Origin of the sequence: Brevibacillus sp. LEMMJ03, assembly GCF_007197875.1 — a bacterium.
Classification (GTDB): Bacteria; Bacillota; Bacilli; order Brevibacillales; family Brevibacillaceae; genus Brevibacillus; species Brevibacillus thermoruber.
This window is the reverse complement of sequence record NZ_VKJN01000005.1, coordinates 189,542-204,017: the sequence shown is the minus strand read 5'-3', so window position 1 is coordinate 204,017 and position 14,476 is coordinate 189,542. Positions and strand designations below refer to the sequence as shown.

16 protein-coding genes are annotated in these 14,476 nt (G+C 59.7%); 14 read left to right on the top strand and 2 right to left on the bottom strand.

Annotated features, from left to right (window positions below):
* The first annotated feature begins 118 nt into the window (after positions 1-118).
* The 9 genes from FOI68_RS09005 (at position 119) to yajC (ending at position 7,729) form a co-directional block, all read left to right on the top strand.
* On the top strand, positions 119-310 hold the full coding sequence (locus FOI68_RS09005) for a hypothetical protein (protein WP_143862903.1): 192 nt from the start codon (positions 119-121) through the stop codon (positions 308-310).
* A gap of 129 nt (positions 311-439) precedes the next feature.
* Entirely contained in the window at positions 440-940 is a 501-nt protein-coding gene (gene ruvC, locus FOI68_RS09000) for a crossover junction endodeoxyribonuclease RuvC (RefSeq protein ID WP_029097453.1), read from the top strand.
* On the top strand, positions 937-1,554 hold the full coding sequence (gene ruvA, locus FOI68_RS08995; protein ID WP_029097452.1) for a Holliday junction branch migration protein RuvA: 618 nt from the start codon (positions 937-939) through the stop codon (positions 1,552-1,554). Before ruvC ends, ruvA begins: the two co-directional genes overlap by 4 nt.
* 4 nt (positions 1,555-1,558) lie before the next feature.
* On the top strand, positions 1,559-2,557 hold the full coding sequence (ruvB, locus tag FOI68_RS08990) for a Holliday junction branch migration DNA helicase RuvB (protein ID WP_029097451.1): 999 nt from the start codon (positions 1,559-1,561) through the stop codon (positions 2,555-2,557).
* Positions 2,554-2,772, top strand: coding sequence for a DUF2905 domain-containing protein (locus FOI68_RS08985; protein WP_035300231.1), 219 nt, complete (start codon positions 2,554-2,556; stop codon positions 2,770-2,772). The genes ruvB and FOI68_RS08985 overlap by 4 nt, the downstream gene beginning before the upstream one ends.
* Before the next feature lie 261 nt (positions 2,773-3,033).
* The gene (locus FOI68_RS08980) at positions 3,034-5,115 is read left to right on the top strand and encodes a SpoIID/LytB domain-containing protein (protein ID WP_143862902.1); all 2,082 of its coding nucleotides are present in this window, start codon (positions 3,034-3,036) and stop codon (positions 5,113-5,115) included.
* Positions 5,116-5,158: 43 nt separating this feature from the next.
* Positions 5,159-6,187 carry a tRNA preQ1(34) S-adenosylmethionine ribosyltransferase-isomerase QueA gene (gene queA / locus FOI68_RS08975; RefSeq protein WP_143862901.1) on the top strand — a complete coding sequence of 343 codons (1,029 nt, stop codon included), beginning with the start codon at positions 5,159-5,161 and terminating at the stop codon, positions 6,185-6,187.
* A gap of 96 nt (positions 6,188-6,283) precedes the next feature.
* A complete protein-coding gene (gene tgt / locus FOI68_RS08970) occupies positions 6,284-7,414 on the top strand; it encodes a tRNA guanosine(34) transglycosylase Tgt (protein ID WP_029097447.1) in 1,131 nt (376 codons plus the stop codon).
* 18 nt (positions 7,415-7,432) lie between these two features.
* On the top strand, positions 7,433-7,729 hold the full coding sequence (yajC, locus tag FOI68_RS08965) for a preprotein translocase subunit YajC (protein ID WP_029097446.1): 297 nt from the start codon (positions 7,433-7,435) through the stop codon (positions 7,727-7,729).
* Between the two features lie 139 nt (positions 7,730-7,868).
* Here the strand turns inward: yajC and FOI68_RS08960 are convergent, their stop codons facing one another.
* Positions 7,869-8,243, bottom strand: coding sequence for a TIGR04086 family membrane protein (locus FOI68_RS08960; RefSeq protein ID WP_029097445.1), 375 nt, complete (start codon positions 8,241-8,243; stop codon positions 7,869-7,871).
* Between the two features lie 131 nt (positions 8,244-8,374).
* Here FOI68_RS08960 and corA point away from each other — a divergent pair, with 131 nt between their 5' ends.
* Positions 8,375-9,352 carry a magnesium/cobalt transporter CorA gene (corA, locus tag FOI68_RS08955; RefSeq protein WP_029097444.1) on the top strand — a complete coding sequence of 326 codons (978 nt, stop codon included), beginning with the start codon at positions 8,375-8,377 and terminating at the stop codon, positions 9,350-9,352.
* Positions 9,353-9,447: 95 nt separating this feature from the next.
* A complete protein-coding gene (locus FOI68_RS08950; protein ID WP_143862900.1) occupies positions 9,448-10,161 on the top strand; it encodes a DUF421 domain-containing protein in 714 nt (237 codons plus the stop codon).
* Between the two features lie 11 nt (positions 10,162-10,172).
* On the opposite strand, the gene spoVB is transcribed toward FOI68_RS08950, so the two are convergent.
* Positions 10,173-11,753 (bottom strand): stage V sporulation protein B, encoded by a 1,581-nt coding sequence (gene spoVB, locus FOI68_RS08945; protein WP_035300221.1) that lies wholly within the window; start codon positions 11,751-11,753, stop codon positions 10,173-10,175.
* A gap of 96 nt (positions 11,754-11,849) precedes the next feature.
* Here spoVB and FOI68_RS08940 point away from each other — a divergent pair, with 96 nt between their 5' ends.
* The 3 genes from FOI68_RS08940 to secF all read left to right on the top strand — a co-directional run bounded on the left by FOI68_RS08940 (position 11,850) and on the right by secF (position 14,421).
* Positions 11,850-12,089 (top strand): post-transcriptional regulator, encoded by a 240-nt coding sequence (locus tag FOI68_RS08940; protein ID WP_143862899.1) that lies wholly within the window; start codon positions 11,850-11,852, stop codon positions 12,087-12,089.
* 171 nt (positions 12,090-12,260) lie between these two features.
* Entirely contained in the window at positions 12,261-13,499 is a 1,239-nt protein-coding gene (secD, locus tag FOI68_RS08935) for a protein translocase subunit SecD (protein ID WP_035288555.1), read from the top strand.
* Positions 13,489-14,421 (top strand): protein translocase subunit SecF, encoded by a 933-nt coding sequence (gene secF / locus FOI68_RS08930; protein ID WP_052660149.1) that lies wholly within the window; start codon positions 13,489-13,491, stop codon positions 14,419-14,421. The genes secD and secF overlap by 11 nt, the downstream gene beginning before the upstream one ends.
* The last annotated feature ends 55 nt before the right edge of the window (positions 14,422-14,476 follow it).

Sequence of the window (14,476 nt, the reverse complement as noted above, 5' to 3'; positions counted from 1 at the left end):
CGTGATAGTGTGCCCTGCCGGGTGCATCCCGCTTGCGGAACAAATCTTGCCATCATAACAAGGAGACGCTCACGCCATACTGTTTTCATACGGCGCTCCAAGGAGGAGTCTTTCCAGCATGTCTTCGATGCCTCGAGGAAGCTACAAAGACCAGTATCACCAGCGTTTGTACATTCAATTGAACCAGGGGCACAACAAGCTCGACTATCGCCGGATCAACCAGATCCGCGAACAGATGCGGGATGGCGTGGACGAATACGCGCACATGCAGCACGACGAAGCGGATGCACTTGGATTGAACAAACACTAGGTGACGCCGTATGCAGCCCGACCCTGTGAAAGGGTTGGGCTTTTTATTTTGGGAATGGAAATGCACGTTCGCTTTTTCTCCGCTTTGTGGTACAGTAGGAACAGAAACTTGTACGCGGAGAGTGGGCCCATGCGCATCATCGGTATCGACCCCGGCATTGCCATCGTCGGGTTTGGCATCTTGGACAAACAGGGGAGTCAACTGCGCCCTGTGCAGTACGGCAGCATTCAGACGGAGGCGGGCCTGCCGGTTCCGCTGCGGCTGAAACAGGTCTTTGAAGCGATGCAGAGCCTGCTTGATACATACCGGCCGGAAGAGATGGCCGTCGAGAAGCTGTTTTTCAACAAAAACGTCACGACCGCGTTTACGGTCGGGCAAGCGAGGGGGGTCATACTGCTGGCCGCCGAAATGGCCGGCATTCCCGTCTACGAATACACGCCCATGCAGGTGAAGCAGGCGGTTACCGGCTATGGCGGAGCGGAAAAAAGGCAGATTCAGGAGATGACGCGAATGCTGCTCCGGTTGAAGGAGACGCCTAAACCGGACGACGTCGCCGACGCCTTGGGCATCGCCATCACCCACGCGCAGTTCCGCGCGTTTATCTCCCTTTCGGAAGGAGCGCAACGATGATCGATTTTGTGGAAGGCACGCTGGCATACCTGGATGCCGAGTACATCGTCATTGAGGCCGGCGGCATCGGCTATCGCCTCTTTTGTCCCAACCCGTACCAGTTCGTCCGGTACGAAGGGACGAAAACCAGGCTGTACACCCATCACCACGTCAGGGAAGACGCCATCCTGCTCTACGGGTTCGCCACGCGGGACGAACGCGACTTGTACCGCAAGCTGCTGGACGTCAACGGCATCGGCCCCAAAGGAGCGCTGGCCATCCTGGCCGCCGCGACGCCGGAACAGATCGTCATGGCCGTTCAACAGGAGAACGTCTCCTATCTGACGAAGTTCCCCGGAATCGGGAAAAAGACCGCGCAGCGGATGATCCTTGACTTGAAAGACAAGCTGACCGGCTACACGCCGTCGGCGGTCATGGCCGTCGCCGCGACGGAACTGGCGGCAGGCGAAAAGGCGGCTTCCGCGCTTCAGGAGGCGCTGGAGGCGCTGACGGCGCTGGGCTATTCCGACGCCGAACTGCAAACGATCCGCGGCGCCCTGTCCGAAGCGGCCAAGGGTGGCGCGGCGGTGGAACAGTTGATCAAGCAGGGGCTTGCGCTGTTAATGAGGGGGTGAGGAGTTGGATCATCGCATCATTACGACGCAGATGCATGCGGAAGAGGATGCGGCGGAGCTGAGCCTGCGTCCCCGCTATCTGAACGAATACATCGGACAGCAGCAGGTAAAGGATAATCTGAAGGTGTTCATCGAGGCGGCCAAAATGCGCAAGGAGGCGCTGGACCACGTCCTGCTGTACGGTCCGCCCGGCCTCGGCAAAACCACCTTGTCGCAAATCATCGCCAACGAACTGGGGGTAAACATCCGCACCACCTCCGGCCCGGCGATCGAACGTCCCGGCGATCTGGCCGCGCTGCTCACCAATCTGCAGGAGGGCGACGTGCTCTTCATCGACGAGATCCATCGGCTCAACCGCAGCGTGGAAGAAGTGCTGTACCCGGCGATGGAGGACTTTGCCTTGGACATTGTCATCGGCAAAGGGCCAAGCGCCCGCAGCGTCCGGCTGGACCTGCCGCCGTTCACGCTGGTCGGGGCCACCACCCGGGCGGGGATGCTCTCGTCGCCGCTGCGGGACCGCTTCGGCGTGGTCAACCGGCTGGAGTTCTACACCGTTCCCGAACTGACGTTCATCGTCACCCGGGCCGCCGACATTCTGCAGATCGGCATCACCGAGGGCGGTGCTGAAGAGATTGCCAAACGCTCGCGGGGAACGCCCCGGGTGGCCAATCGGCTGTTGAAACGGGTGCGCGATTTCGCCCAGGTGCAGGGAGAGGGCGTGATTACCGCGGAGATTGCCCGCGAAGCGCTGGAACGACTGCAGGTGGATGCCTGCGGACTGGACCACATCGACCACAAACTGCTGCTGGCGATCATCGACCGGTTTGACGGGGGGCCGGTCGGGTTGGACACGATTGCCGCCACCATCGGAGAGGAAGGGCAGACGATTGAGGACGTCTGCGAGCCGTACCTGCTGCAAATCGGCTTCATGCAGCGGACCCCCCGCGGCCGCGTGGTGACGCCGCTGGCTTATCAACACTTTGGTCGGGAGATGAAAGCGTGAATCCGGTAGCCAAACTGCTGATCATTGGAGGAGCCGTGCTGATCGCAATCGGTCTCTTGTGGCAGGTGGGCGGCCGCTTTCTGCCGCTCGGGCGCCTGCCCGGAGACATCGTGGTGGAAAAGGAAAACGTAAAGTTCTACTTTCCCATCGTCACCTGCATTGTGATCAGCATTCTGCTGTCATTGGCCGGCTATTTGTTCCGCCTGTTCAAATAGCCATGAAAGACGGGAGCCTGCCCTTCGTTTGAAGAGTGGGCTCCTTTTGTTGTACGGCCGGAAAAACAAGCAAGCGATCAGAGTATCCCGTTTTACCGGCAACCCGCCGGCCGTCCCTTCCCGAACATCGGTCTTTTTCCCCTCTCCCGGTCCCAAATTCGCAAACGGGGCAGGAAAAATCGCGATTTTGTCGAAAAAACATGGGAGTTGATGCCATTTTTCGACGCGCAACAAATCATCGGAGAGGAAGGACGAGACGGCATGTGCAAGCGTTGGATGGGGAAAGTCCTTACGGCCGGCCTTCTGTCGGCGGTGCTTCTGGCGGGACAGGTTCCCGTGGAGGCGGCCGACCCCAGCATAAGGGTCGCGCTGTTCATCGATATCGGACAAGGGTACCGCGGCGTGGTGCCGACAGTGACGTTGACCAGCGGCACGGGATTGGAGGTGACGCTGCGCGGCAGCGAGGGGACGGCAAAACTGCCTGCCCTGGGGCAGGATGCGGCGCGTTTTCGCGTCGACGAATATCACCTGCTGGTGACGGAAACAGGCGACCTCAACCGGGCCCAGCAGGTGGCGCAGCAGCTCAGCCAGCGCAAGTGGGACGCCTCCATCCAGGTAGCGCAGCGGGGCGGACAGACGCTGTACCAGGTGGTCAGCGGCACGTACGACACGTATCAGGCGGCGGCAGCCCAGGCCCAGACAATCGCCCAGGCGATCGGGCAGCAGCCGGCGGTCAAAGGGCCGATGAGGCTGGAAGCGGGCCGCTTCGGCAGTTGGCAGCAGGCGTTGGATGCGCAGACGGCGCTGGCTGCCGCAGGACTCCCGGCGTACCCGGTGCTGCTGGCGGACGGCGGCAAGCTGGAGTACGCCGTGTGGATCGGAGACGAGGTAAGCCAGGACGCTCTCCAGCGCCTGGCGCAAAAAGCGGCGGCGGCCAAGCCCGGCTATTCCTACCGGGCAGCGGCGGGGCGTTCGTACGCGGTGCTGAAAAAGGACGTGTACGGCTCCGAGACCATTTGGAAATACGCGTTTTCGCCGCAAGCCAAGCTGATCGTGGAGCCGAAGAAGGGAGGCGCCCTGCCGCTGATCGGCGTGGAGGAGCGGGACCAGCGCAAGTACCGGGGGAAAATCGAGCTGTCCGAGTACAACGGGCATCTGACGGTCGTCAATGAACTGCCGCTGGAGCAGTATTTGTACGGCGTGGTCGGCTCGGAAATGGCTCCGGGCTGGCCGCTGGAAGCGCTCAAGTCGCAGGCCGTGCTGGCCCGCACGCGGGCGCTCGGCCAAGGGAACAAGTACGGCGTCGCCAACGTATCCGACACCGTGTACGAGCAGGCGTACTACGGGTACGGGCGGGAGTCGGCCGATATCCGCCAGGCCGTCGACCAGACGGAAGGCGAAGTGATCAAGTACAGGGGGAAACTGGCTGAAGCCTTGTTCTATTCCAACGCCGGCGGCATGTCCGCCGACGGTACGGAAGTGTGGGGCAATCCCGTTCCTTACCTCCGTCCCGTGCCGAGCGAGGACCGCGGACCGCTGGAAACGGCCAACCGCTGGTACTACGTGTCGCTGCCGGACGGCACCCTGGGGTATGTACGCAGCGACCTCGTCCGGTTGAACGGGGGCGTCAATCCCATGGGATTGAAGCAGGCCGTGATCGCGACGGAGGGGACCAACTTGCGTTCCGGCCCCAGCACCACCTACCACCGCGTACTCTCCACGCTTCCGGCAGGGACGCAGGTGACAATCATCCGGGAGGAACCGGAAGAGAACGCCTACGCCTGGACCCGGGGACCGTATACGCCGGAAGAAGTGGCGGCGATGGTCAACGCCAGCCAGGATCGCAACAAGGCACCGCGGGTCGGCGGATCGGTGGAGTCGCTTGTCGTCACCAAACGGGGGCCGTCGGGACGTGTGCTGGAAATGGAGGCGAACGGCGTGACGCTCAAGGTGTCGTCGCCGGACGCGCACCGCTCGATCTTCACCCAGGGCGGAAGCGGTTTGCGCAGCACCAAGTTTGACGTGGAAGAAATGGGGACGTTTACGGTGCTGGGCGCGGACGGCAAACGGCGCGAGTACACGCGGGGCGGCAGCGTGGCGGCGATCGGGGCCGACGGATGGGAGCCGGCTTCAGCCAACGGCTACAGCTACCAGTTCCTGATTTACAGCGGCACCGGCGACTGGCGCACGCTCAGCAAGCGGCAGATGTTCCTGTTCCGCGGCAACGGCTTTGGCCACGGCCTCGGCGTCTCTCAATACGGCGCGAAGGCGATGGCGGAGAACGGGTATGACTACAAGCAAATCTTGCAACACTACTACCAGGATGTGACAATCGAGCCGTGATTGCGGTCGCGGCTCGTTGAACTGCAGATGAGGAGTCGGAATTGTGGACGTACAACTCTTTGATTTTGAACTGCCGGAACGGCTGATAGCGCAGCATCCCCTGAAGGATCGGACGGCGTCCCGACTGCTTGTCCTCGACAAGCGGACAGGGGAGATGGCGCACCGCCGCTTTACGGATTTGGTGGAATACCTGCGGCCGGGCGACGTGCTGGTGCTCAACGACAGCCGCGTGCTGCCCGCCCGCCTGATCGGGGAAAAGGCGGGGACGGGAGCCAAAATCGAAGTGCTCCTGCTCAAGTCGCTCGGCGGCGACCGCTGGGAGACGCTGGTCAAGCCGGGCAAGCGGGTGAAACCGGGGACGGAAGTGGTCTTTGGCGGCGGACTGCTGCGCTGCGTCTGCGAAGAAGTGACGGAGACGGGCGGGCGCATTGTCCGTTTTCAATACGAAGGGATATTTTACGAGATTCTGGACCAGCTCGGCACCATGCCGCTGCCGCCGTATATCCACGAACAGTTGGAAGACCAGGAGCGCTATCAGACGGTGTACGCTCGTGAACGGGGATCGGCGGCCGCTCCGACGGCAGGCCTTCACTTTACCGAGGAGTACCTGCGGCGGGTTGCGGAAAAGGGCGTCGAGATCGCCTATGTCACGCTGCACGTCGGATTGGGCACGTTCCGCCCGGTCACCGCTGATGTCGTCGAAGAGCACGTGATGCACGCCGAGTATTACGACATTCCGCCGGAGACGGCCGAGACGGTCAACCGGGCCAAGGCGGAAGGCAGGCGCGTCATCGCGGTCGGCACCACCTCCTGCCGGACGCTGGAGACGGTGGGCGGGCTGCACGACGGCAGGCTGGCGGCCGGATCGGGCTGGACGGACATTTTCATCTATCCGGGCTACCAGTTCCGGATTATCGACGGCCTGTTGACCAACTTCCACCTGCCCAAGTCGACGCTGGTCATGCTGGTCAGCGCGCTGGCCGGCCGGGAAAACGTGCTGCGGGCTTACCGGACCGCGGTTGCCGAGGAATACCGCTTTTTCAGTTTCGGAGATGCCATGCTGATTTTGTGAAACCGGGGGCTCACCCCCGGTTTTTCCTTGTGAAAAGCTGCCAGTTTCTATATAATAGGTGAGAATTACATCCAGAGGTTGAGGAGTGCACACAGATTGGCTGTACGCTACGAATTGATCAAAACCTGCAAGCAGACGGGGGCGCGGCTTGGCAAGCTGCATACGCCGCACGGGACCATTGACACCCCCGTGTTCATGCCGGTGGGAACGCAGGCGACCGTCAAGGCGATGAGTCCGGAGGAACTGAAGGAGATCGGTGCCGGCATCATCCTGAGCAACACCTATCACCTGTTTCTTCGGCCCGGTCACGAAATTGTCCGGGAGGCGGGCGGGTTGCACGGCTTCATGAACTGGGACCGGGCGATTTTGACCGACTCCGGCGGATTTCAGGTGTTCAGCCTGAGCAATTTGCGCAAGATCACGGAAGAAGGCGTCTTCTTTCGCTCCCACCTGAACGGGGAGAAGCTGTTTATCGGACCGGAAGAAGCGACTCAGATACAAAATGCGCTCGGCGCCGACATCTTCATGGCGTTTGACGAGTGCGCGCCGTACCCGGCCGAATACGATTACGTGAAGCAGTCGATGGAGCGGACCACGCGCTGGGCGGAGCGCTGCCTGAAAGCCCACACCCGGCCAGAGGACCAGGCGCTGTTCGGCATCGTGCAGGGAGGCATGTACAAGGATTTGCGCGAGCAGAGCGCCCGCGACCTCGTCTCGCTCGATTTTCCCGGGTACGCGATCGGGGGATTGAGCGTCGGCGAACCGTTTTCGTTGATGTACGAGGTGCTGGAGCATACGGTGCCGCTGCTGCCGTCCGGCAAGCCGCGCTACCTGATGGGCGTGGGTTCCCCGGACGCGCTGATCGAGGGAGCGATCCGCGGCATCGACATGTTTGACTGCGTGCTGCCCACCCGCATTGCCCGCAACGGGACATGCATGACAAGCCAGGGCCGGCTGGTGATCCGCAACGCTAAGTACGCCCGCGACTTCACCCCGCTGGACCCGAACTGCGACTGCTACACCTGCAAAAACTACACCCGCGCCTACATCCGCCATCTGATCAAGGCGGACGAAATCTTTGGCGTCCGGCTCACCACGTATCACAACCTGTATTTTCTGGTAAAGCTGATGGAACAGGTGCGTCAGGCGATTGCCGAAGACCGGCTGCGCGATTTCCGCGACCAGTTTTTCGCTCAATACGGATTGAGTGAAGATAGATCTTTCTAAGCAAAAAGGAGGACAATCATGCAACAACTGCAAAGCTTTCTGCCCATCATCATCATGTTTGCGATCTTCTATTTCCTCTTGATCCGCCCGCAGCAGAAGCGGCAGAAACAGCGCAACGCCATGCTGGCGGCGCTGAAAAAAGGAGATAAAGTCGTAACCATCGGCGGCATGCACGGCACGATTCAGGATCTGTCGGACGATACCGTCACGCTGCGGATCGCCCACAACGTTCACGTTACGTTTGACCGCGGCGCCGTCAACAACGTGGTGTCCGCAAGCGAACCGGCTGCGGAATCGAAGGAAGAGTCGAAGTAAGCCGCCGTCCACGCGAAAACATCCGGCCTCACGCAAAGGTGCCGGATGTTTTTCTTGTTTGCCCTCGGGCCCGGACGCGGGGCGAGACCGGATGCCGCTCCTGCGGCCGTGGTCCCGCGAACCCCTTCCGTGAACCGGTTCAATACCGCTTGGAAGCGGAGTTGACGCCGAATATGCCGCCGACGGCCGCCGTCACAAACGCTCCCAGCAGGTACACCAGGGTGTTCCACTGCATGGTCGCGTCGAAGCCCAAAAACCCGATCAAAAGCACGAGCAGGAAGTAGGACAGACCGGTCAGACCGCCGTAGTACCAGCCTTTTCCTCCGCAGCGGCGCCCTGTGACGTAGCCGCCCAACAGCAGGCCCAGCGCGTTGATCGCGTAGGTGAAGTACGGCAGGGAGCTTTCGCGCAGGTTGGTAAAGGACAGCAGCAGGGCGGCCAGGAGAGCGCCCGTCAGCACCAGACCGAGCGTGTACAACAGACCCGTAAACACCGAGGTGGAAGCACTCCGCACGGATAACCCTCCTCACTGGTCAGTTTGTACCATCTATATGACAGGCTTGGGCGGCGTATTCATCTTCGCGTTGAACATCGGAAGGAATTTTCGTATGATGGATGAGGAACCAGACGGGGGGTGAGGAATACGTGATCAAGACCTACTTTTACAACCACTCGGAACAGAAGATGTACCACGATGTCGACCTGAGCAAAAAGGACGAATGGCTGAAGTCACCGGAAGATTTGCTTTGGATTGATCTGTACGATGTGGGGAACAATGAACTGCAGTACATTGCCAAAATCTTTGACTTCCACCCGCTGGCGATTGAAGACTGCCTGCACGTCAGCCCGCGTGCCAAGGTAGACAAGTACGACGACTACTACTTTTTCGTGTTTCATGCCCTGCGCTACAACGAAGAGAGCGACGACGAAATCACCACGGTGGAACTGAACGTTTTTCTCGGTCCCAATTACATCGTCACGATTCACAAGTCGCCGATGAACACGATCGGCCGAATCGCGGCCATGTGCCACCGGAACATCTCCTATCTGAACCGCGGTCCCGACTACCTGCTGTACGCGATTGTGGACGGCATCACCGACGAGTACTTCCCGATCATGGACAGGATCAGCGTGCGGATCGACGAGTTGGAAGACGAGATCTTCGAGCACAAGATGGAGGAGATCACGGAAGAATTCCTGGCGCTGAAGCGAACGATTATTTTGATTCGTCGCGTGATTTTGCCCCAGAAGCGCATTTTCGCCAATGTCAACGGACGCTATTCGTTTGACATATCCGAGGAAAACGTTCCGTTCTACAGCGACCTGACGGATCACCTGGAGCGGATTGCCGACTCCACGGAAACGTTCCGCGACCTGGTCAACGGCGCGCTGGACACCTACTACACGATCATCAGCGCCAAGACCACCGAGACGATGCGCGTGCTGACGATCATCTCCACGATCATTCTGCCGCTGACGTTCATCACCGGCCTGTTCGGAATGAACACGTTCAGCTGGCTGGGCCCGGAGGCGGAGCCGTACATGCTGATCACCGCCCTCGTCGTCATGATCGGCATGACCTTTGCCATGCTGCACATCTTCCGCAAGCGAAAGTGGCTGTAGCGCAGTCGGGTGGGGATTAGTCAAAATTGGCGCTTATACTCGCACGGCCTCCCGCGGAGACTAACGTCAAACTCTGCGTGGGGAGGCCGACGGAAATGGAAGATCTGACAACCGCGCTGATGCGCACCCTGTTTTCCTATTTCTTTCTCCTGGTCCTGCTGCGCCTGATGGGCAAGCGGGAATTGGGAAAACTGTCCGTCTTTGACGTCGTCATCTCCATTATGCTGGCGGAGATGGCGGTGCTGGCGATTGAAGAAATCGACAAACGGGCGTTCCTGTTCTATATCCCGATGCTGCTGATCGGACTGCTGGAAGTCGGCATGGCGTATCTGTCGCTGAAAAACAAGAAGTTTCGCGACGTGGTTGACGGTTCGGCCGACTTGATCATTGAAAACGGCCAGATTCGCGAAGACGCGATGCGGCGCAACCGGCTCACCTTTGACGACCTGATGGTTCACCTGCGGCAGAAGAACATCAAGAACCTGGCGGACGTGGAATTTGCCGTTCTGGAGCCGACCGGGCAGATGAGCGTCTTTCCCAAACAGTCGAAGCACCCGCTGACCCGGGAAGACCTGAAGCTGCCGGATCCGAAACCGCAGGGCGGGGTGACGTTTGCGGGGCTGCCGATCCCGCTGATCCTGGACGGCCAGGTGCGGGAAGAGGCGCTGAGAAAAATCGGCCAGAACAAGCTGTGGCTGAAACGGGAAATCCGCAAGTACGGCATCAAGGACATCCGCGATGTCTCGTTCTGCAGCATCGACGAGCGGGGGATCATCTACCTCGACACCAAGGACAAACCGCTGCATTGACGAAAAAGGCGTCAGCGCCGGGGGAAAAAGATGGCCAACTGTTCGCCGATCCAGGGGATGCGGCGGACGTCCTGTTTGCCCAGAATCCGCATCGCCACGAGCAGCACCAGGTACAAAAGCGTGCTGGCGGCGGAGCAGAGGAGGAGCAGCCGGATGACCGGCGCGTCGGCAAACCAGTGGGCGGCCATGTACGAACCGGCGTATCCCATGGCCACCATCGCCGCGCCGATCTTGCACAGCTCCAGCACGTTCACGGTGAAGCCGATCACCTTGACCAGGCTGGCGAGGTGCAGGAGCGTGACCAGCGTGATGTTGATGTTGAGCGCGATCACCGCTCCGTGAATGCCGAACTGGGGCTGGACGGTGAAGACAAACATCGCGGCCGTCTTGACAACGGCGCCGATCAGCGTGTTGCGGAAGACCACCTGCGCGTAATCAAGACCCTGCAGCGCAGCCGCCAGCGGCGCCTGGAAAAAGAGGAAGACGGAAAACGGCGCCATCTCCTTCAAAAGCAGCCCCACGTCCGGGTTGTTGTAAAGCAGCCCGCAGAGCGGCTCGGCAAAAATGTACAGCAGGACGGTACACGGTGCTCCGATGACGAGTGTGATCCGCATCGCCTGGTAGATGCGCCGATGCACGAGAGGAGCATTTTTTTGATAGGACGCTTCCGCCACGGCAGGAACGAGCGAAACGGACAAGGAATAGGTTAAAAACGTGGGAAACAAGAGCAGAGGGACGGCCATCCCGGCGAATTGACCGTACAGGCTGGTCGCGACCGTCGTCGACACCCCGGACATCACCAGGGCGAACGGCACGATCATCGGCTCCAGCACATAGGCGATCGAGCCGACGATCCTGCTCAGGGTGACGGGAAGCGATACGCTGAACAACTGGCGCAGGCTCTTCCGGCTCTGTGAAAAAACAGCCAGCAGCGGCTGTTCCCAGACGCGCGCCGCCGTGTTCCGGCTGGACCGCCGGTACTGCCAGAGAATGTACAGAAGGCCGGCCGCTTCGCCGAAAATGATGCTGCCGACGGCGCCTGCGGTGGCGTATTGGATGCCGAGCGGCAGAAAGGCGAGCGTCATCACGACCACCAGCACCATGCGGACCACCTGCTCCACCAACTGCGAGACGGCGGTCGGCGTCATGTTGTGTTTGCCTTGAAAATAGCCGCGCAGCACCATCGAAATGCTGGCGATCGGGATCACCGGCACCGCGGCCAAGAGGACGATGTCCGCCCGCGCATCGGCAAACAGCAGCTGCGAGATGCGCCCGGACAGCGCGAGCAAAAGCGAGCACAGGATCAGGCTGATTCCCCCGGTGACCGCCAGCGCGAGCAGCAGGAACCGGCGGCTCTGCCGGCTGTCCTGCGCCGCCTCCGTTTCCGCCACCTGCTTGGCGATGGCGACGGGCAGACCAAACGTGGTGACCGTGATGAGAAAATACAGCAGGGGAACCACCATCTGGTACAAGCCCATCCCTTCCGCGCCGATCAAGCGCGACAGGACGATGCGGTTGGCAAAGCCGAGCACCTTGGTCACGCCGCCCGCGATGATGAGGATGACCGTTCCGTAAAAGAAAGACTGTCTCATGGCAGGCTCCTTTACCGCCCAAATTTCGTGAACAGTTCGTACTATAAGAATATGGACGTGCCGCTCACGGCATGACTACTTTGAGGGGGAGAGCAGATGGACGAGCAGCGCAAACGGGAATGGTACGCACAGGTGGCCGGCCTGTGCGAAAGCAAGGCAGAGGAATTCGCCCTGCTCGGCTACGAAAACGTCACGGCGGAGGACGTCTGGGAGTGCGTCACCGCCGCATACAAGGAAATTCCGCCCCTGCACTGCCTGGTCAACGACATCCTGTCGCTGAAACCGACCAAGTACATGAACTGGCTGATGCTGCAAATGTACAAGCAATCCCAGTGAAACTTTTCGCCTCAACATTCGTAAAAGTAGGCTGATGCGTACGACAAGGGGTTGGTTGCCATGGTTTTGCTTTCCAGCAAAAATTGACACGTTTTTTTCCACTTCGCTATAATGGGCATATTGGTTTGCGTCTTCTGACGGAACCCTGGAAGGAAAGAGGGGTATTACTACATGATCAAATGGGGAAGATTCCTCCTGTTCCTGGTCGTCGTGGGCATGCTGGCCACGCTCATCACCACGACGACCCAGCAGGTGGCAGGCAAGATCCGGCTTGGTTTGGACCTGCAGGGCGGCTTTGAAATTCTCTACGTCGTAGAGCCGCTGGAGCCAAACCAAAAAGTGGATATCGAATTGTTGAAAGCGACCGCGAGCATGGTCGAAAAGCGGGTCAACATCGGGGGCGTGGCGGAACCCGTGATTGAGACGGAGCTGCCCAACCGCATCCGCGTCAAGATCGCGTCCGAGAAGGCCAATCAGGACGAGCTGCGCGAGTTGATCGGCAAACCGGCGGTGCTGGAGTTCCGCGACGAAAAGGGCAACGTGCTCCTGCGCGGAAGCGACCTTGCCCCGGGCGGTGCGGGCGTCGGATACGACGACCTGAAACGTCCGGTCGTGACATTGAAAATTTCCGACCCGAAAAAGCTGGAAGACATCACCCGGGCCAATCTGGGCAAACATATGGCCATTTACCTGGACGACAACCTGCTGACCAATCCGGTCATCCAAAACGTGATTACCGGCGGAAGCGCCCAAATCACCGGCAACTACACGCAAGAGTCGGCGCAGGAACTGGCTGACATCCTCAATTCGGGCGCCCTGCCGGCGAAACTGATCGAGAAGCAGGTGACCTCGGTCGGCGCGTCGCTCGGTACGCTGGCGCTGCAAAAAACGATCTACGCCGGCTACGTGGGCGCCGCGCTGATCATCGTGTTCATGCTGCTGGTGTACCGTCTGCCCGGTCTGATCGCCAACATCACGCTTGTCGCGTTTACCTACTTCTGTCTTGTCGTGCTTGACTGGATGGACGCGACGCTCACCCTGCCGGGGATCGCCGGTTTCATTCTCTCCGTCGGGATGGCGGTGGACGCCAACATTATTACCTACGAACGCATTCAGGAAGAGATTCGCGCCGGAAAGACGATTCTGTCTGCATTCCGTGCGGGGGAACGCCGTTCGTTGATCACGATTATCGACGCGCACGTGACCACGCTGATCGCGACAGCGGTGCTGTTCTACTTCGGGACAAGCTCCATCCAAGGGTTCGCGATCGTGCTGGCCATGACGCTGATCGTCAGCGTCATCACCAACGTGTTTGGTTCCCGCTTCCTGTTGTGGCTGCTCGTCCGCTCCAACATGATCAAGAAGCCGTTCTGGTTCGGGGTAAAGGAGAGTGAGATCGGTGAGCTCTAAACGACACGAAGATATTGTCAAATTTGACATCGTCAAAAACCGGCGGAAGTTCTTTCTCTTTTCCGGTGCCATTCTCGTCCTGGGCCTGCTTTTCACACTGTTTATGGGATTGAACCTGGGGGTCGACTTCAAGGCGGGGACCCGCCTCGACATCTACATCGGCAAGGAGTTTAATCCGGCCGACGTGGAACAGTTGATCAAGCAGCACGTGCCGAATACCGTCTTCACCCATGTGACGCCCTATGGCGACCATCAGGCACAGACCCGTTTTGACCAGACGGTGGACGCTGAAAAGCTGAAAGCGCTGGAAAAGGCACTGAAGGACAAGTACGGGCCGCAGGTAACCAAGCAGGAAGCGACGGTTGATCCGAGCATCGCCCGCGAACTGGTGCAAAAAGCGGCAATTGCCGTAGCGATTGCCGGCGTCGGAATCATCGTGTACATCGCGATCCGCTTCCAACTGCTGTTTGGCATCGCCTGCATCATCGGCCTGATCCACGACGTCCTGATTCCGATCGCGCTGTTCTCCGTGTTCCGGCTGGAAGTGGATTTGACGTTCATCGCGGCGATTTTGACGATTGTCGGTTATTCGATCAACGACACGATCGTAATTTTTGACCGGATTCGGGAAAACCTAAGGACGATGAAGTCCAAAACCGTGGAAGATCTGGAACACCTGGTCAACGTCTCGCTGTGGCAGACGATGCGCCGCTCCATCTTTACGGTGGCGACGGTGTTCTTCACCGCCCTGGCGATTGCCGTACTGGGCAGTGAAAGCATCCGCAACTTCTCCCTGGCCCTGATTTTCGGTCTGGTGAGCGGGACGTACTCGTCCATCTTCATTGCCGCTCAGGTATGGGTGGCCCTGAAAGAACGGGAAATGAAAAAGAAACGTTTTTCTCCGGCTCCAAATGAGGGCTGAGTGACGAAACCGCGGGGGAGCTTCCCCGCGGTTTTTCTTCTCTCCACCATACTTC